Source organism: Pseudoalteromonas sp. SWN166, assembly GCF_015864485.1.
GTDB lineage: Bacteria > Pseudomonadota > Gammaproteobacteria > Enterobacterales > Alteromonadaceae > Pseudoalteromonas.
This window is the reverse complement of record NZ_JADYXB010000008.1, coordinates 107,896-125,269: the sequence shown is the minus strand read 5'-3', so window position 1 is coordinate 125,269 and position 17,374 is coordinate 107,896. Positions and strand designations below refer to the sequence as shown.

Sequence of the window (17,374 nt, the reverse complement as noted above, 5' to 3'; positions counted from 1 at the left end):
AAACAGATTACTCTTGTTCATTAAAGCGTTGTGCTATCAATTCTCCAACAGCATGTAAAGCTTGCTCAGAATCAGGGCCTTTACATACAACTTTAACTTCTTTGCCTTGGCTACTTTCAAGTAACATGAGTGCAAGTACGCTATCGCCTGCGGCTTCTTTGTCATCTTGAAATAATGTAATTGTAGCATCAAACTGCACTGCCAATTGGGCAAGTACGGTGGCTGCTCTGGCGTGTAATCCTAATTTGTTTTTTATTAAAAAAGTGTCTTCACAATGCATAAGTTACTCTACCTAAGCTGAACAGGTGATTATTCAGCTATATTATTTTTCTTGTTCGCGATGGCGAATTTTTACATTGGGGTGTGTCATTGCAAAACTTTCACCAATAGTTTGCGCTAAATATACAGAGCGATGTTGACCGCCCGTACACCCAATGGCAATGGTCAAATAACTGCGGTTATTTCTCTCTAAGTGCGGCAACCACGTTTGTACAAATGTTTGAATTTGCCATGTGAACTTTTGCACAATACTATGACTAGCCAAATAATCTTTAACAGGTTGATCTAACCCATTTAAAGGCTTTAATTCAGGCTCCCAATGAGGGTTTGGTAAAAAGCGTGCATCAAATACATAGTCTGCTTCTTTTGGGATACCGTGTTTAAAACCAAACGATTCAAACGTGACAATAAGTTGCTTATCTTTTTTACCTAAAATCTTTTCACGAATAGATTCAGCGAGTTGATGAACGCTTAAGTCAGTCGTGTCTATCATAAAGTCGGCGCGGGTGATTAATACATCAAGTAATTCTTTTTCTTTTTTGATGGCTAAATCCAGAGGCAGTGAATCTATTGATAATGGGTGTAATCTGCGTGTTTCAGAAAAGCGTTTGATCAATGTTTGATCGTCGCTGTCTAAATAAAATAATGTAGGTTTTGCAAAATCAGGTAGGTATTCAAGAATATCGTTAAATTCTTCCTGCTCTTTAGGAATGTTTCGAACATCAATGCTGACAGCAATTCTATCGTAGCTATCAGATACACTGCGCACTAATGAAGGCAGTAGGTTTACTGGAATATTATCTACGCAATAATAACCTAAATCTTCTACAACGCGTAAAGCAACCGATTTCCCAGAACCAGAACGGCCACTTATGATAATTAACTCCATTTATCACCCTTTAATAAAACTACGATTGATCAACAATAACTTGGTAAAGTTCAGCATCTGATTTTGCACTACGTAACTGCTTACAAAAATCTTTGTTATTGAGTCTATCAGCAATGGTAGCTAGAGTCTTTAAGTGCTGCTGGTTATCTCCATCTGGTACGATGAGTGCGACGAAAATATCAACAGGGCGGTTATCTATAGCATCAAAATTTATTGGCGTTTCGCTAACGAGCACTAAAGCCAAAGGCTCTTCTGCACCGCTCATTCTTCCGTGAGGAATCGCAATGCCACGCCCTATACCTGTACTACCCAATTTCTCTCTACTCATTAAAGCAGTTAGAATGTCTTGTTGCGGTAGGTATGGAAGTTTAGCGTGAGCAAGTTCGCTAATGAACTCTAAAATCCTTTTTTTGCTATTAAAAAGGACCGCAGCTTTGCTGCAGTCCTGGCATATAAGTGAGCTTAATTTCATCATATTAGTGTCGAGCAAGCTTCTCTTTGTGTTTAATTACTTGGCGATCTAGCTTGTCGATCAACGAGTCAATGGCGGCATACATATCTTGATGTTCTGTAGAGGCAAAGAGTTCGGCGCCACTTACGTGTATTGTCGCTTCTGCTTTTTGATTTAGTTTTTCTACATCAAGAATGACATGAACATTATTAATATGATCAGAGTGTCTTTCTAGCTTCGCAAATTTAGTATTAATATAGTCTCTTAATGAATCGGTTAATTCTACGTGACGACCAGTTAAGTTTAGTTGCATAAGCATTACCCTCTTTGTTTAGCGTCTTAAATCAAGCTTTTACGTTGATTTGACGGTGGAATAGCCAGAGACTCGCGGTATTTTGCGATTGTACGTCTCGCTACTTTAATTCCTTGCTCAGCCAATATATCCGCTATTTTGCTATCACTCAATGGTTTTGCTGAGTTTTCTGCTGCGATTAATTTTCGGATAAGCGCACGTATTGCTGTAGATGAGCATTCACCTCCATTTTCGGTGCTTACATGGCTTGAGAAAAAGTATTTAAGCTCAAATATACCACGGGGTGTGTGCATATATTTTTGAGTTGTTACGCGCGAAATTGTTGATTCGTGCATTTCTACCATTTCAGCAACATCATTTAAGACCATTGGTTTCATGGCTTCAGGGCCGTGTTCAAAAAAGCCTTGTTGCTGCTTAACAATGCAATTAGTTACTTTTAATAGTGTGTCGTTTCTACTTTCTAAGCTTTTAATAAACCATTTAGCTTCTTGTAAATGTGAGCGAATAAACTGGCTGTCACCACTGGATTTTACAGTGCGAGACATTGCAGCGTATTGGCTATTAACACGAATTTTAGGCATGCTATCTGGGTTTAACTCAACAACCCAGCGGCCTTTAATTTTTTTAACTGACACATCAGGAATAACATACTCAGACTCTTCTCTTACAATAGTATCTGCAGGCTTAGGGCTAAGAGTATGTATTAATGTCATTACTTCTTTAAGCTCTTCTTCTTTGAGCTTAGTCTTCTTCATTAATGTACGATAGTCACGAGCTGCTAATAAATCAATATGCTCGGTTAAAATCATTTTCGTTTCATTAATGTAAGGTGTTTCTTTATCAAACTGGTTAAGTTGAATACATAAACACTCTTGTAAACTACGTGCAGCAATACCGACAGGATCAAACAGTTGGATGCGCTTTAATACTGCTTCAATTTCATCAAGTTCAACTTCGTTATCTTCTTCGTTTTCTTGATTAAAGCTTTCTAAAATTTCTTCGCAGCTTAGTGTTAAAATGCCTGAATCATCGACGGCTTCTACAATAGCAATAGCAATGGCTTCATCGGTAGGGCTAAATGGCGTTAGTTGTAATTGCCACATTAAATACTCATGAAGCGTTTCAGTAGAGGCGCCTTGGTATATTGATTCGTCTTCAGGCATTGGACCTGATGATGCTGCAGGGGCGGCACTCATGTACTCATCCCAACTAACATCCATAGCCATGTCGTCACTTAGCGTGTCTTTTGCAAGTGCTTCACCACTATCTTGTTCGTATTCGCTTGGAGCATCATCGGCAGATGCGCTAACAGTTATGTCATCTGTATCTGCTTTTTGCTCGTTTTTACCTGCAGCGTCTTCGGAATAGTCTGGTTCTTCAACCTCTAATAGCGGGTTGCTGTCGAGAGCTTCTTGTATTTCTTGCTGGAGATCCAATGTACTGAGTTGCAACAAACGAATAGCTTGTTGCAGCTGTGGAGTCATTGTAAGTTGCTGGCCCATGCGCAGCTGTAGTGATTGCCTCATGTATCTCTAACAATCCTTTTATGTTGTTATAATTAATACTAGCAGATGCTTAAAGACATGGCGTAAATGTTACAGCCTAAATTGCTCGCCTAAGTAAACATCGCGTACTGTTTTATCATTTAATACGTGTTCTGGAGTACCTGATGCAATCAGCTCCCCATGAGAAACAATGTAGGCTTTTTCACAAACATCAAGGGTTTCTCTTACGTTATGATCGGTAATCAATACACCAATCCCACGATTTTTGAGATGTTCTATTATTTTCTTTATATCTAATACCGAAATCGGGTCAACACCTGCAAATGGTTCATCCAATAATATAAATTTAGGATCGGCTGCCAGCGCACGTGCTATTTCCACGCGGCGACGTTCGCCACCCGATAATGCCATACCTTGGCTATCACGAATGTGTTGTATGCTAAATTCATCTAATAATTTATCGAGCGTGTCTTCTCGGGCTTGCTTATTTAACTCTTTGCGTGTTTCTAAAATTGCCATTAAGTTTTGATAAACAGTCAGTTTTCTAAAAATTGAAGACTCTTGTGGTAAGTAGCCAATGCCTAATCTAGCACGACTATGCATAGGTAAAAGAGTAATATCGTTATCATCGATAGAAATTTTACCTTTGTCGCTAGGTACAAGTCCCACAATCATATAAAACGTGGTGGTTTTACCTGCGCCGTTAGGGCCAAGTAAGCCAACAATACTGCCAGCTTTTACTTCAAGACCGACGTTTTTGACAACTTCACGGCCTTTATAGCTCTTTGCTAATAGTTCTGCTTTTAATGTACTCATGGTTGACCTTTATCGTCTTTTTTACTTTTTTTAGTTTCGATAGGCACTAAAATCGTGTGAACGCGGTCAGTTGAGTTTTCATCTTTTTCGGCACTGATTAACTGTTGTTCTATATCGTAGGTAATACTTTTAGCATTAATTTTTTGTCCTGCTTGCGATACTTGTGCATTACCAACAAGCGTTAAAAAACGTTTAGATACATCGTAACGAACTTCGTCTGCACTGGCGCTCATAGTTGTGCCATCTGATTGCTTCTCTTCAAAGCGAGCAGGGCTACCCGTGGCAATTAATAGTTGCTGGTTATCACCAAGTTCATCGCGCTTATGTACTTCGAGGCGGTCTGCTGTAATTCGGCGATTACCGTGAATAATCTCAACGTTTTTCTCAAAAATACCCACGTTAGCTTTTAATTGGCCTTCTTGCTTATCGGCGCTTATTGAAATTTGATTTGCAGCAGGTTGCGAGTTTTGTTCTGCAGCATTACTATTAAACGCTATTATAAGTGTAGGAATAATAAGTGATTTTAATATTTTATTGGTCATAGTATATGGTTCGCGTATGGTTAATTAGTTTTATCACTTCGGTTTTTAAGTCGGCTTCTAGGCCTTTACCGGTGATTTTTAAATTGGGTCCGGTGATGATAACGGGTTGCTCCGAACGCATTGTTAATAGCTTTATATCTACCTGAATATTATCAGCATTGATTTTGTCTATCATGGCGTTATCGGTTAAGTTTTTGGCAACCACATTACCTTCTAAAATTAATTGTTTGTCTTCGTATAATGTTGCTTCGTCTGCATTTATTTGCCACGTTTGCTTTTCGTTATATAAAGTAAAAATAGGTTTTTCAAAAAACGTAAAACCTAATTGTTGATATAGCTCCATTTTAGCCGCAGTTACTTTGTGGCTAATTTTACCTTGCTCGTCATAGGCTGTTTGTTTGAGTTCTATGGCTATGTAATCAGGCTTGGCAATAACTTCAGGCTCAGCCTGAGGTGCAACATTAGTTTGTGTAAAATAAGGGTACCAAAGCCAAACCATACAGCTAATGAATAAAACGCTTAATATTATGCGCGCTGCATTCATGAACTAGTGCCTTGTGTAGTCAATGCTTTACCATTTTCAAGCATGAGCAAGTCGGTAAGCTCTCTTACTGCGCCAAAGCCGCCAGGCATTTGCGTTACATAGTGTGATAAACGCTTTATAAGCGGATGAGCATCATTTACTGCAACAGCAAAGCCGACTAATTCCATAACGGGCATGTCAGGACCATCATCACCTATATAAGCAATTTGTTCATCGCTAAGGTTGAGTTTATCTTTTAGCTCTTGATAGGCAATGAGCTTATTTTCTTGGCCTTGATAAATATGCTGTACGGTTAAGCTGCTCATACGTTGTTGCACTATTTGTGAATGACGACCAGTAATTACAGCCACTTCAAAGCCACTGTTTATAAGCGCTTTAATGCCAAAACCATCTTTTGTATTAAATGCTTTTAGCTCTTCACCTTGATTGCCAAGATAAATACGGCCATCAGAAAATACACCATCAATATCGCATATAAGTAGCTTTACTTTTTTAGCGCGTGCTTTTGCATCATCGCTCAGCGGTTGATAGAGTTCTTCAAATTGCATTTATAACACTCCTGCCTTTAATAGGTCTTGCATATTTAATGCGCCAATAGGCTGATTTAGCTCATTGACAACGATTAAGCCATTTATACGTTTGTGTTCCATAATATTAAGCGCTTCAGCGGCTAAAATATCTTGCGTAGCCGTAGTACATGACTTAGTCATAACAACATCTATTTGTGTTGTATGAATATCAATTCTTTGCTCTAAAATACGACGCAAATCGCCATCGGTAAATAGGCCTACTAATTGCTGATTATCATCAACAATGGCTGTCATGCCTAAACCTTTAGCAGACATTTCAATAAGGGCGTCTTTAACTGTTTGTGAAACGCTAATAATAGGTGTATTTACGCCGCCGTGCATAACATCTTTTAAAGTGAGTAATAAGCGCTTGCCTAAACTACCACCAGGGTGAGATAACGCGAAGTCATCAGCAGTAAAGCCGCGAGCTTCTAATAATGCAACTGCCATGGCATCGCCCATCGCAAGTGTTGCAGTGGTACTTGATGTAGGAGCTAGACCCAATGAGCAGGCTTCTTTTTCTACTTTAATGCACACATGCACATTAGCAAGGGTCGCCATAGTTGATTGCGTATTGCCAGTCATCGATATCATTTTGGCACCAAGTCGTTTTAAAACGGGAATGATATTTAAAACTTCGCTGGTCTCACCTGAATTAGAAATAAGCATAACCACGTCATTTTTAGTGATCATACCTAAATCACCATGACTTGCTTCACCAGGGTGAACAAAAAATGCAGGACTGCCAGTACTTGCAAGGGTTGCTGCTATTTTATTGCCAATATGACCTGATTTACCCATACCAATGACAATAATACGGCCTTCACAGTCGTACATTAATTGGCATGCGTTATGAAAATTCTCATCTACATATTGTGCAATATCACTAAGTGCTTGGCGTTCAACATCTAAAACGCGAAGGCCTTGTTCAATAAAATTTAGCGTTGCCATTATTTACCCTACTTGACTAAAAATATACCCTTGGTAACCCAAAAACGCTATTAGCAATAAGCCGCCTTCTACTCTATTGATACGTTGGGTGCCTCTAAAGTTCAATGACATAATAATTAGGGCAAGTGTTGCACCAATCATAATTAATACATCTCGACTTACTAATGACGGGTCAATTGCAGAAGGGTTGATAATACCAGCCAGTGGTAATACAGCTAGAATATTAAATATGTTTGAGCCAACAATATTACCTAGTGCTAAATCGTCTTCATTTTTAAGTACACCCGCAATAGAAGCGGCAAGTTCTGGCAAGCTAGTACCAATGGCAATAATTGTTAAACCAATGACTAGGTCGCTTAAGCCAAAGTATTTAGCAATATCGACAGCTGAACCTATTAAAAAATGAGAACTAACAGGTAGGAGTATCATGCCGACTACTAACCAAAATACGGCCTTTTTTGTAGGTACATTGCTAGGTACGTCGTCGCAGGCTTCTGAGACAAATGGGTCATCTTGGTTTTTTGCACGCATAGATACAATAATTAACCCACCGATGAATACGATAAAGCCAACTAAAAGCGCAACACCTTCATTAAATGAAAAGTAGTTATCTGAAAACACATACCAAGTAACTAAAGATACGAGCATCACCAATGGCATTTCGCGTTTTAACGTACTAGATGAAACTGAAAGAGGGCGAAATAAAGCCGTGATACCTAACACAAGTAAAATATTTGTAATATTAGAGCCAACAGCATTACCAACGGCTGTGTCTGTTTTGTTAGCCAGTGCAGCAGATGCCGAAACCATCATTTCGGGTGCTGAAGAACCCATTGCTACAACGGTCAAACCAACAATAAGTGTAGGCACTCCAAAGTTTTTAGCAAGAGCCGCAGCGCCATAAACAAACCTGTCTGCACTCCAAACAAGAGCTGCAAAACCAAGAATTAAAATAACAAACGAGGTAACCATTGTGTTAAGCCAGTTATACAAAATACAGATGGCGCGAATAGTAACAAAAGCCAAGATGAAAGTATAAATAAAAGAGTAAGGTCAACTAGGTGGCAACATTGCTTTAAAACAGCTAATTTAAAAATTTAAGCCGGGGTTAAGCTGTTTTGAGCGAGTCTTATAATCCTTTTTATGGGTGTATTACAAAATCTTACGAATTGTTTTTTCCATCTTTGACAAAAAAGCTTTAAAATAGGTGCACTAGTGAACATTTTTATGGAGAGCGACTTGTCGCAATCAATAGTAGAAGTCAAGGATGTTAGCTTTTCGAGAGGCAATAGAACCATATATAAAAATATGAGTTTTAGCGTTCCTAAAGGTAAAATTACTGCGATCATGGGGCCAAGCGGAATTGGCAAAACCACTATGTTGCGTTTAATTGGTGGTCAGCTTAAACCAGATTCAGGTGATATTTTATTTGAAGGTGGCAGCATTCCTAAAATGTCTCGCAAAGAGCTATACGAAGCACGTACTAAAATGAGCATGCTTTTTCAAAGTGGTGCGTTGTTTACTGATATGTCGGTATTTGACAATATTGCGTTTCCTATAAGAGAGCACACAAAGCTAAGTGAAGACCTTATTCGATTAGTTGTATTAATGAAATTACAAGCGGTTGGACTACGTGGCGCTAAAGATTTAATGCCCTCTGAGTTATCGGGCGGTATGGCAAGACGTGCTGCACTTGCGCGCGCTATAGCACTTGATCCAGAGCTAATCATGTACGATGAACCATTTGCAGGGCAAGATCCTATTTCAATGGGCGTATTGGTTAAGCTAATTAAGTCGCTTAACGAAGTATTGGGTTTATCGTCTTTAATTGTGACACACGATGTGACAGAGGTAATGAGTATTGCCGATCACGTTATAATTATCGCCGATCAAGGGGTAATTGGTTGTGGTACTCCTGATGAAATGCGCAATCATGAATCTCCTTTAGTTCAACAGTTTTTAAAAGGCTTGTCGGATGGTCCAGTACCATTTCATTTTCCGGCTCAAGCTTATGCAGATGAACTGCTTGGAGAAAAAGCATAATGTTGGATTTATTTCAAAAGCTAGGGCATAAAACGCTAGGACGTTTTGCGGCTCTTGGCCGTTCGGCTTATATGCTGTTTAGTGCGCTTGCGCATGTTCCTAATTTCAAAAAAGGCACACCGTTACTTGTTCGCCAACTTTATATGGTCGGTTCGCAATCGTTGCTGATTATTATGGTGTCGGGTTTGTTTATCGGCATGGTGTTGGCTCTACAAGGTTACACCGTATTAGTTGGTTATGGCGCTGAGGATAGTTTAGGGCCGTTAGTGGCACTGAGTTTATTGCGAGAACTGGGCCCAGTTGTTACTGCATTACTATTTGCAGGGCGCGCAGGTAGCGCATTGACTGCTGAAATTGGCTTAATGAAAGCAACAGAGCAACTATCATCACTTGAGATGATGGCAATCGATCCGCTAAAACGTATTATTGCACCACGCTTTTGGGCAGGTTTTATAAGCATGCCATTGCTTGCCTTAATATTTTCAGCCGTAGCAATTATAGGCGCTCACTTAGTGGGTGTAGATTGGCTGGGAGTTGATACAGGTAGTTTTTGGTCAATCATGCAATCACAAGTGTCGTTTCAGCAAGACATACTAAACGGTATTATTAAGAGTTTTGTATTTGCCATAGTGGTGACCTGGATTGCGCTTTATAAAGGATACGACTGTGTGCCGACCTCTGAAGGGATCAGCAAAGCAACCACCGAAACGGTTGTTCATTCGTCACTAGCAGTTTTAGGTTTTGACTTTATTTTGACAGCGGTAATGTTTACCAGCTAATAGGGTATAGATAATGAATTCACGGAAATTAGAAATTTTAGTTGGTTTTTTTGTAGCACTTGGCATTTTAGCGTTTGCGATGCTTGCACTTAAAGTTGCCAATTCAGGTATTAGTGGCTCTGGCGAAACATATACGCTTAATGCCAAGTTTGAAAACATCGGCTCGTTAAAAGCACGTGCACCTGTAAAAGTAGGTGGTGTAGTTATTGGTCGTGTTGACTCTATTTATGTTCACCCACAAGAGTTTTTACCCGTGGTTAATATGACTATTGATGCGCAGTACTTATGTCGTTTTTCAGACACAAGTTCAATCTCTATTTTAACATCGGGTATACTAGGTGAACAATATTTAGGCATTCATCCAGTTATTTCACCAGACTCTGCCAAACAGCGTTGTTTAGGCGAAACAGTGACTGAAAATAAGCAAGATGAAGCAATTGACGATTTATTTGGTGTAGAAAGTAAAGCACTAGGTGATGGCGATTCAATCACTGATACTAAGTCTGCCATTGTACTTGAAGAATTAATCGGGCAGTTTTTATTCAACCAAGGTAGTGAGTAATTATTATGTTGAAAAAGTTTTTAGCTATTGTAGCAATTGGCACAATGATGCTAACGCAAAGCGTAAGTGCAGCAGATGTTAAACTGGTGGATCCGAACAAAATGGTACGCCAAGTTGCCGATAATACATTCGCACGCATTAAAAAAGATCAGCCATTAATTGTTAAAAATCAAGAGCATCTTCGCGTAATCGTTGAAGAAGAATTAATGCCTTATATCGACTACAAATATGCAGCACTTCGTGTGTTAGGTAGCGAGGTTTCTAAAGTACGTGCAATTACCGACGAAGCTGAAAAAGCCAAAGCAATTAAAGAAATTCAGCGCTTTATTGGTGTATTCAGAGAGTACTTAGTAGCTACTTATGCCGGTGTGTTTACTCAATATACAAACCAAAAAGTTGAGTTTGGTGCCGAGCAAGCATTTAAAGGTAAAGATGTAGTTGTCGTTAAAACTAAAATTATTGAAGACGGTAAACCTGATATCAGAATCGATTTTAAAGTACGTGAAGACCGTGATGGTGAATGGCGCGCGTACGATATGATTGCTGAAGGCATTAGTTTACTAGATGCAAAACAAAGTGAACTACAAGGTATTTTGCGTCAGCAAGGTATTGATAATGTAAGTAACCTTTTAGAGCAAAAGAGTCAGCTACCAGTTCAGTTTAGAGGCAGTAACTCGAATGACTAAATTGGCAATAAGCCAAGTTGATGGACAACATTTTCGAGTAAGCGGTGAGCTTACTCGAAATTCAATTGGCGATGAACAGCTTCTGAACAACAAGTTATTAACTAAGCATAAAATCATCTATTTCGACCTAAGTCATGTATCTAGGGTTGACACAGCGGGCTTAGCTTGGTTAATTCACTCTTTTGCAGAATTAAAGCAGCAAGGCATTCGCCTTGAGTTGCAAAACCTACCTGAGCAATTGCAAAATTTAATGCAATTAGGCCAGGTTACAACCCTATTTGAGTGAGAGTTATGGAAACTAGCCAAGTCGAAACATTATTACGCGAAGAACTTCAATTAGCTGAAGTACATGTAAAAGCCAATGGTAGTCATTATGAAGTTGTTGCAGTCGGTGAATGCTTTGACGGTTTAAGCCGAGTTAAAAAGCAGCAGCTAGTTTATGGCCCATTAATGAATACAATTTCAGATGGCACAATTCACGCAGTATCTATTCGTGCATTTACTCCTGTAGAGTGGAAGCGTGAACAAAAATTTATTTTACCGCAATAAATAGGGCCTCTTAATGGATCAATTTGTAATTCAAGGTGGCACTTCACTTGCTGGTGAGGTGACTATTTCAGGCGCTAAAAATGCCGCACTTCCTATTTTGTTTGCTTCATTATTAGCTGATGGAAAAAGTACATTTTCTAATGTACCGCGCCTTCGCGATATAGTGACTACTGAAGCATTATTAAAAACGTTAGGTGCTGATGTTAATTGGCACGGCGATACGCTAGTGATTGACGGCGCAACGGTTAATAAAACATTAGCGCCATACGACTTAGTAAAGCAAATGCGCGCCTCAGTGCTTGCGTTGGGTCCTTTGGTTGCACGTTTTGGTGAAGCTCAAGTGTCTTTACCTGGTGGGTGTGCTATTGGTGCTCGCCCTGTTGATATACATATTCAAGGTTTGGAGCGCATGGGCGCACAAATAAACGTTGAAAATGGTTATATTAATGCCAAGGTAAGCGGTCGCTTAAAAGGCGCTGAAATCTTTATGGAAATGGTAAGCGTAGGCGCTACCGAAAACCTATTGATGGCAGCTGCTCTTGCTGATGGTAAAACCATACTTGATAATGCTGCACGTGAACCTGAAATAATCGATTTAGCTAATTGCTTAATTGCTATGGGCGCTAAAATTATGGGTGCTGGCACTAGCCGCATTGAAGTTGAAGGCGTTGAGCGTTTAGCAGGATGCGAGCACAGTATTTTGCCAGATAGAATTGAAACAGGTACGTTTTTAGTCGCAGCAGCAATGGCAGGCGGTGAAGTACTTTGTAATAATACTGACTTTCATTCCCTTGAACCTGTGATTGAAAAATTACGTGCAACTAATGCACACCTAGAGGTGCATAACGACAGTATTTATCTTGATATGCGCGGTCGTGAACTTAGAGCCGTAAATATTAAAACAGCTCCACACCCAGGTTTTCCTACCGATATGCAAGCTCAATTTACAGCATTAAATGTAGTAGCAAATGGTAGTGCGACTATTACAGAAACGATTTTTGAAAACCGTTTTATGCATGTACCTGAGTTGCAGCGCATGGGTGCTAATATTCGTTTAGAAGGACATACCGCAATTTGTGGTGAGACTGAGAGCCTAACAGGTGCGCAAGTGATGGCAACCGATCTACGCGCTTCAGCTAGCTTAATCTTAACGGGTATAGTGGCACAAGGTGAAACGGTTGTTGACCGTATTTATCACGTTGATAGAGGCTATCAACGCATTGAAGATAAGCTAAGTGCGTTGGGCGCAAATATTAAACGTCGAAGTAGTTAAGTAGATATTTAACTAGGCTATTTTTAAAAAGGTCGGATATGCAAATTGCTATCCGACCTTTTTATTGACGATTTATGCAGGTTAATATTATTTTTTAATTAAAGCTTTGTTTCAAGCTCTGCGACAGTCACCATAATCTTTTCTATTTTACCATTGCGGTAAAGCTCAAATTCTATTTCTTTACCGGGCTCTGTATTACCTATTTCTTCAAGCACTTTTTGTGGATTTGCTACCGAAAGCCCTGCAATTTTAATAACAATATCTTGCTCTTCAATACCGGCTTGCCATGCAGGACCTAAAGGGTCTAAGTTCGTAATGCGCATGCCAGTAACCGGGGTTAGACTGTCGTTTACTTCTTTACCTGTGCTATCTACTGCAGTGCCTTCAAAGCCTAAATAGCCACGTACAACGCGACCATGACGAATGAGCTTACCCATTACTTTTTTAGCAAGTGAGTAAGGCACCGCAAAGAATATTCCTTGAATATTTAAGTTTTCACGCGTTTTAAACTGCGCAGAAGTAATACCGACTAAATCACCATTGGAGTTAACTAATGCGCCGCCAGAGTTGCCCACGTTAATAGCCGCATCCATTTGTAATAAGTTATTGTACGGACTGTCAGTAATTTTTTGCTTACCCGTTGCGCTAATGATGCCTTGGGTGATTGTTTGACCTAAGTTAAGCGGGTTACCTATAGCAAGTACCACATCGCCTACGCTCGATACATAGCTATCGTTTACAGGAATTACCGGAAGGTGATCTGCATTTATTTTAAGTAAGGCTAAATCAGTAATGGTATCAAAACCAATTAGCTGCACATCAAAAAAACGTCGACCATCGGTTAAAATAACCATAATTTGATCTGCATTATTAACAACATGGTAGTTAGTAAGAATATAACCGTCTTGCGACATGATGACGCCAGAGCCTAGCTCTTGTACCGTGTTTTTTCTTTTATAACGGGGTTCTTTGGAAATGCTTTCTGAAAAAATAGTAACCACAGAAGGGGCCGCTCGTTTAACAGCGTCAGAAAAGCTCAGATGACTCGCACTCATAGCGCTTGGTAGGGGAACATTTGGAAGTAAAGCTGCTCGCATATTAGGGCTGAAAAAAACCACTAAAAAAGCAATACTTAGGCCTGCAAATAAAGGGGGAAGAATAAATTTTATTAGTTTAAGCACGATTTTCTTATTATGTAAGTGAGCAATCTCTTTATGATGACATAAAAAAAATAACAGCGGCAAGTGCCACTGTTACTTTTATTACACTAAATAGTGCTATTTATTACTGAATTAAAATAAATATAGACTCACGACCACGTTGCACGCCAAGTACGATATTACCTTTTGTACTGTCGATGATTTTATTCATGTCGCGAATCGTTTCTACTCGTTGGCGATTCACTTGCATAATAATATCACCTTCTTCAAGGCCAACACGGGCAGAAGGTGAGCGAGGATCTACTGAAGTAATCTCAACACCTTTGTTACTGTTTTTTTGCACGTTTTCGAGCTCTGCACCTTGGAATGCGGGGTGTAGTTCTTCGCCTGTTGCTGTAACACCAGATGCGCCATCAAGCGTTACTTTTACTGTTTTAATTTTACCATCGCGGTAAATACCTAGTTTTATCTCACGGCCTTCACCTAGCGTAGCAATTTTGCTGCGTAGTTCGTGGAAACCACTAATATCGCCACCGTTAATACTAACAATAACATCACCAGCTTCAATACCAGCTTTACTTGCGGCAGTGTCATCCATTACTTGCATTACATAAGCACCTTGTTTCACATCAAGTTGCTGTGCTTTGGCAAGTCCTGCATCAAGTGGACGACCAGAAATACCCAGCGAGCCACGACGTACTTCACCATGCTCAATAATTTGATCAACTAGATTTTTCATCATATTAGATGGAATGGCAAAACCAATGCCCACGTTACCACCAGAAGCACCTAAAATAGCGGTATTAATACCAATCAACTCACCATTTAAGTTAACGAGTGCACCGCCAGAGTTACCTTGGTTAATAGCAGCATCGGTTTGAATGAAATCTTCGTAACCTTCAATGTTTAAACCACTACGACCAAGCGCACTAACAATACCAGAGGTTACTGTGTGACTAAGTCCAAATGGGTTACCAATCGCAACCGCGAAGTCGCCTACGCGTAAGCTATCGGAGTTTGCGAGTTTTATTTCAGTTAAGTCATCAGCGTCTATTTGTAAAAGAGCGATATCAGACTCTGTATCGGTACCAATTTTAGTTGCTTCAAATTCACGTCCATCTTCAAGGGTAACCACCATTTTTTCGGCGTCTTGAATAACGTGATTATTAGTCACTACATAACCTTCATCGGCATCAATAATAACTCCTGAACCCAGGCCACTAAATTGGCGTTTTTGGCTACGAGGCTGCTGTTGTCCAAAAAAGTATTCGAGTGGATCTGCACGGCGGCGTACTTCTTTAGAGCCTGAAACTTGGATACTGACAACACCAGGAGATATTTTCTCTAGCATAGGGGCTAGAGTGGGTAGTTGTTGACCATTTACTGCAATTGGCATTTTTGCATAAGATGCTACAGGGCTCATTAATAAGCTTGTAGATAAAATAGCTGCGCTGATAAGTGATAATTTCATTTTCATAGTCAGGGATAACTCCACTTAAGATAAAGCAAAAACCAAAAAGGGCTACTTTGCAGCAGCCCTTTTTGGTTTGTTAAGATAAAACAACAAAGCTGTTATATCTAAAGACTATGGGGTCTAAAAAAAGTTCATCAAGATGCTTTAGAATGTTCTGAAACTTTATTTTGACCAGCAAATAAACCAGATTCACCCGATACGTAATCAGCTGGTTGTGCTTCTGCAGAAGAACGGTCTGAACGACGCTCTTTTAAAGATGCTTGTAATTGTTCTGTTGTTTCTTTAGAGAAATAAGGTTCTGCTGGTGCTTTATTTCTATCTTCTAAAAGAAGCTGGTTTGTGTCCTCAACATGACTAAGCAGTTGGTCATAGTTCTCTTTCATCTTATTTACGAGCTTACCTGTATTCGCTAAATGATCAGCGACATCTTGGCGATACTGCTCAAGCGCGCTTTGTGCTTGTTCAGCTTGCTCTTTTAGTTCATCTTGCTTGAATTGTTTTTTAGTAACAAATGCACCAATAAAAAATGCTACAACAGCAACAATAACAATTAAACCTACCCACATAACTGTGCCCATAAAAACTACCCCTTTGGGAAAATAACTAACGAATGCTTGATTCAATTATAAATCATATTAAGTGTAATATACCCCGAGTTAAGATGCGTGTTAATATGCTTTACAAATTAAACTGCGTTTTTACTGTAAATAGATATGACTCCTTGGCAAACATACCAACAAGATTTGAAGCGAGATGACTTTGTACATGACGCAGCGCAAGAAAATGCTGTGCGCCATTTACAACGCCTATACGATGACTTAACTCAGGCAAAGCCAGCACCAAAAGGTTTTTTTGCTAAGTTATTTAACAATGATGAGCCAACGCCTATTAAAGGTTTGTACTTTTGGGGCGGAGTAGGGCGTGGTAAAACCTATTTAGTTGATACTTTTTACGAATCACTGCCGGGCACACGTAAAATGCGAGTGCATTTTCATCGATTTATGCATCGAGTCCATAACGAGCTTAAAAAATTAAACAACACGGCTAATCCATTAGAAAAAATAGCCGACACTTTTAAAGCTGAAACAGACATAATTTGTTTTGATGAATTTTTTGTTCAAGACATTACCGATGCCATGTTACTTGGTGGTTTAATGGAAGCGCTATTTGCTCGCGGTATTGTACTTGTTGCTACCTCTAATATAGTGCCTGATGATCTTTACAGAAATGGCTTGCAGCGCGCACGATTTGTACCTGCTATAGAGCTGGTTAAGCTCAATACAGAAATAGTTAATGTAGATTCAGGTATTGATTACCGGTTACGTACTTTAGAGCAAGCCGAAATTTTTCATAGTCCGTTAGATGAAGATGCAGATAAGAACCTATTTGAATACTTCGATAAGCTATCGCCAGAGCCTGGGCAATTAGATGAGCCTATAGAAGTAGAAGGACGCCTAATCAAAACACGCAAAGTAGCTAAATGCGTTGTAATGTTTGAATTTAGTGAGTTATGTGAAACGGCACGTAGCCAAGTAGATTACATGGAGATTAGCCGTTTATATAATACGGTTATTATTTCTAACGTAAAACAGCTTGGGCAAACTAATGATGACGCAGCTAGGCGTTTTATTGCTTTAGTAGATGAATTTTACGAGCGTCATGTAACTTTAATTATATCGGCCGAAAAGCCTATTACCGAACTTTATACTCAAGGTAATTTAAACTTTGAATTTAAGCGCTGTATAAGCCGCTTGCAAGAAATGCAGTCTTTAGAGTATTTAGCTAGAGAACACTTAGTTTAAATAAGTAGGCAAAAGTGTAATAGGTCGGCCATTAAAAATAAGAAGTTTGTATATAGTACTTCTTATTTTAAAATTTCTTGTGGAAAAAACAACCGAGAGTAGCAATGTGTTTTAAGTGCTGGTATACTCCCGCGTCTGCCACGTTGCGTTCTATGCCCTCATATAGTCTAGCCACTTGTGAGCGGCG

General features: G+C 39.5%; 22 protein-coding genes. 8 read left to right on the top strand and 14 right to left on the bottom strand.

Annotated features, from left to right (window positions below):
• Window positions 1–7: 7 nt before the first annotated feature.
• From I6F49_RS07175 to I6F49_RS07125, 11 genes are all read right to left on the bottom strand, one after another.
• The gene (locus I6F49_RS07175) at window positions 8–280 is read right to left on the bottom strand and encodes an HPr family phosphocarrier protein (protein WP_002957937.1); all 273 of its coding nucleotides are present in this window, start codon (window positions 278–280) and stop codon (window positions 8–10) included.
• A gap of 42 nt (window positions 281–322) precedes the next feature.
• Window positions 323–1,168 (bottom strand): RNase adapter RapZ, encoded by an 846-nt coding sequence (gene rapZ / locus I6F49_RS07170; protein WP_166419375.1) that lies wholly within the window; start codon window positions 1,166–1,168, stop codon window positions 323–325.
• 19 nt (window positions 1,169–1,187) lie between these two features.
• On the bottom strand, window positions 1,188–1,640 hold the full coding sequence (gene ptsN / locus I6F49_RS07165; protein ID WP_165740002.1) for a PTS IIA-like nitrogen regulatory protein PtsN: 453 nt from the start codon (window positions 1,638–1,640) through the stop codon (window positions 1,188–1,190).
• A gap of 4 nt (window positions 1,641–1,644) precedes the next feature.
• Window positions 1,645–1,932, bottom strand: a complete 288-nt coding sequence (hpf, locus tag I6F49_RS07160) for a ribosome hibernation promoting factor (protein ID WP_007580301.1) — start codon at window positions 1,930–1,932, stop codon at window positions 1,645–1,647.
• Between the two features lie 26 nt (window positions 1,933–1,958).
• On the bottom strand, window positions 1,959–3,458 hold the full coding sequence (locus I6F49_RS07155; RefSeq protein WP_165739998.1) for an RNA polymerase factor sigma-54: 1,500 nt from the start codon (window positions 3,456–3,458) through the stop codon (window positions 1,959–1,961).
• 69 nt (window positions 3,459–3,527) lie between these two features.
• Window positions 3,528–4,253 carry an LPS export ABC transporter ATP-binding protein gene (gene lptB / locus I6F49_RS07150; protein ID WP_007580304.1) on the bottom strand — a complete coding sequence of 242 codons (726 nt, stop codon included), beginning with the start codon at window positions 4,251–4,253 and terminating at the stop codon, window positions 3,528–3,530.
• Window positions 4,250–4,795, bottom strand: coding sequence for a lipopolysaccharide transport periplasmic protein LptA (gene lptA / locus I6F49_RS07145; RefSeq protein ID WP_197179465.1), 546 nt, complete (start codon window positions 4,793–4,795; stop codon window positions 4,250–4,252). The genes lptB and lptA overlap by 4 nt, the downstream gene beginning before the upstream one ends.
• The gene (gene lptC / locus I6F49_RS07140) at window positions 4,785–5,339 is read right to left on the bottom strand and encodes an LPS export ABC transporter periplasmic protein LptC (RefSeq protein ID WP_149593485.1); all 555 of its coding nucleotides are present in this window, start codon (window positions 5,337–5,339) and stop codon (window positions 4,785–4,787) included. Before lptC ends, lptA begins: the two co-directional genes overlap by 11 nt.
• Window positions 5,336–5,887: a 3-deoxy-manno-octulosonate-8-phosphatase KdsC gene (gene kdsC / locus I6F49_RS07135; RefSeq protein ID WP_007580311.1), complete on the bottom strand. Its 552-nt coding sequence runs from the start codon at window positions 5,885–5,887 to the stop codon at window positions 5,336–5,338. Before kdsC ends, lptC begins: the two co-directional genes overlap by 4 nt.
• Window positions 5,888–6,859, bottom strand: coding sequence for a KpsF/GutQ family sugar-phosphate isomerase (locus I6F49_RS07130; protein WP_166377045.1), 972 nt, complete (start codon window positions 6,857–6,859; stop codon window positions 5,888–5,890). It abuts the gene before it with no gap.
• Between the two features lie 3 nt (window positions 6,860–6,862).
• Window positions 6,863–7,831: a calcium/sodium antiporter gene (locus I6F49_RS07125; protein ID WP_166419373.1), complete on the bottom strand. Its 969-nt coding sequence runs from the start codon at window positions 7,829–7,831 to the stop codon at window positions 6,863–6,865.
• 255 nt (window positions 7,832–8,086) lie between these two features.
• Between I6F49_RS07125 and I6F49_RS07120 the strand changes: the two genes are divergently transcribed.
• The 7 genes from I6F49_RS07120 to murA are packed head-to-tail and all read left to right on the top strand — an operon-like array spanning window position 8,087 to window position 12,751.
• On the top strand, window positions 8,087–8,902 hold the full coding sequence (locus tag I6F49_RS07120) for an ATP-binding cassette domain-containing protein (RefSeq protein WP_076915496.1): 816 nt from the start codon (window positions 8,087–8,089) through the stop codon (window positions 8,900–8,902).
• A complete protein-coding gene (mlaE, locus tag I6F49_RS07115; protein WP_002957949.1) occupies window positions 8,902–9,681 on the top strand; it encodes a lipid asymmetry maintenance ABC transporter permease subunit MlaE in 780 nt (259 codons plus the stop codon). The genes I6F49_RS07120 and mlaE overlap by 1 nt, the downstream gene beginning before the upstream one ends.
• Window positions 9,682–9,694: 13 nt before the next feature.
• Window positions 9,695–10,243, top strand: a complete 549-nt coding sequence (gene mlaD, locus I6F49_RS07110; protein ID WP_197179463.1) for an outer membrane lipid asymmetry maintenance protein MlaD — start codon at window positions 9,695–9,697, stop codon at window positions 10,241–10,243.
• A gap of 5 nt (window positions 10,244–10,248) precedes the next feature.
• On the top strand, window positions 10,249–10,929 hold the full coding sequence (locus I6F49_RS07105; protein ID WP_165727694.1) for an MlaC/ttg2D family ABC transporter substrate-binding protein: 681 nt from the start codon (window positions 10,249–10,251) through the stop codon (window positions 10,927–10,929).
• Window positions 10,922–11,215, top strand: a complete 294-nt coding sequence (locus I6F49_RS07100) for an STAS domain-containing protein (protein WP_197179461.1) — start codon at window positions 10,922–10,924, stop codon at window positions 11,213–11,215. The genes I6F49_RS07105 and I6F49_RS07100 overlap by 8 nt, the downstream gene beginning before the upstream one ends.
• A gap of 5 nt (window positions 11,216–11,220) precedes the next feature.
• On the top strand, window positions 11,221–11,478 hold the full coding sequence (locus tag I6F49_RS07095) for a BolA family protein (protein WP_002957953.1): 258 nt from the start codon (window positions 11,221–11,223) through the stop codon (window positions 11,476–11,478).
• Between the two features lie 13 nt (window positions 11,479–11,491).
• Window positions 11,492–12,751 carry a UDP-N-acetylglucosamine 1-carboxyvinyltransferase gene (murA, locus tag I6F49_RS07090; RefSeq protein WP_197179459.1) on the top strand — a complete coding sequence of 420 codons (1,260 nt, stop codon included), beginning with the start codon at window positions 11,492–11,494 and terminating at the stop codon, window positions 12,749–12,751.
• A gap of 98 nt (window positions 12,752–12,849) precedes the next feature.
• Here the strand turns inward: murA and I6F49_RS07085 are convergent, their stop codons facing one another.
• The 3 genes from I6F49_RS07085 to I6F49_RS07075 all read right to left on the bottom strand — a co-directional run bounded on the left by I6F49_RS07085 (window position 12,850) and on the right by I6F49_RS07075 (window position 15,963).
• Window positions 12,850–13,932 (bottom strand): trypsin-like peptidase domain-containing protein, encoded by a 1,083-nt coding sequence (locus I6F49_RS07085; protein ID WP_166419369.1) that lies wholly within the window; start codon window positions 13,930–13,932, stop codon window positions 12,850–12,852.
• A gap of 103 nt (window positions 13,933–14,035) precedes the next feature.
• On the bottom strand, window positions 14,036–15,388 hold the full coding sequence (locus tag I6F49_RS07080; RefSeq protein WP_165739991.1) for a Do family serine endopeptidase: 1,353 nt from the start codon (window positions 15,386–15,388) through the stop codon (window positions 14,036–14,038).
• 131 nt (window positions 15,389–15,519) lie between these two features.
• The gene (locus I6F49_RS07075) at window positions 15,520–15,963 is read right to left on the bottom strand and encodes a YhcB family protein (RefSeq protein ID WP_165739989.1); all 444 of its coding nucleotides are present in this window, start codon (window positions 15,961–15,963) and stop codon (window positions 15,520–15,522) included.
• Window positions 15,964–16,098: 135 nt separating this feature from the next.
• Here I6F49_RS07075 and zapE point away from each other — a divergent pair, with 135 nt between their 5' ends.
• Window positions 16,099–17,187: a cell division protein ZapE gene (zapE, locus tag I6F49_RS07070; protein ID WP_165739987.1), complete on the top strand. Its 1,089-nt coding sequence runs from the start codon at window positions 16,099–16,101 to the stop codon at window positions 17,185–17,187.
• Window positions 17,188–17,374 lie beyond the last annotated feature (187 nt).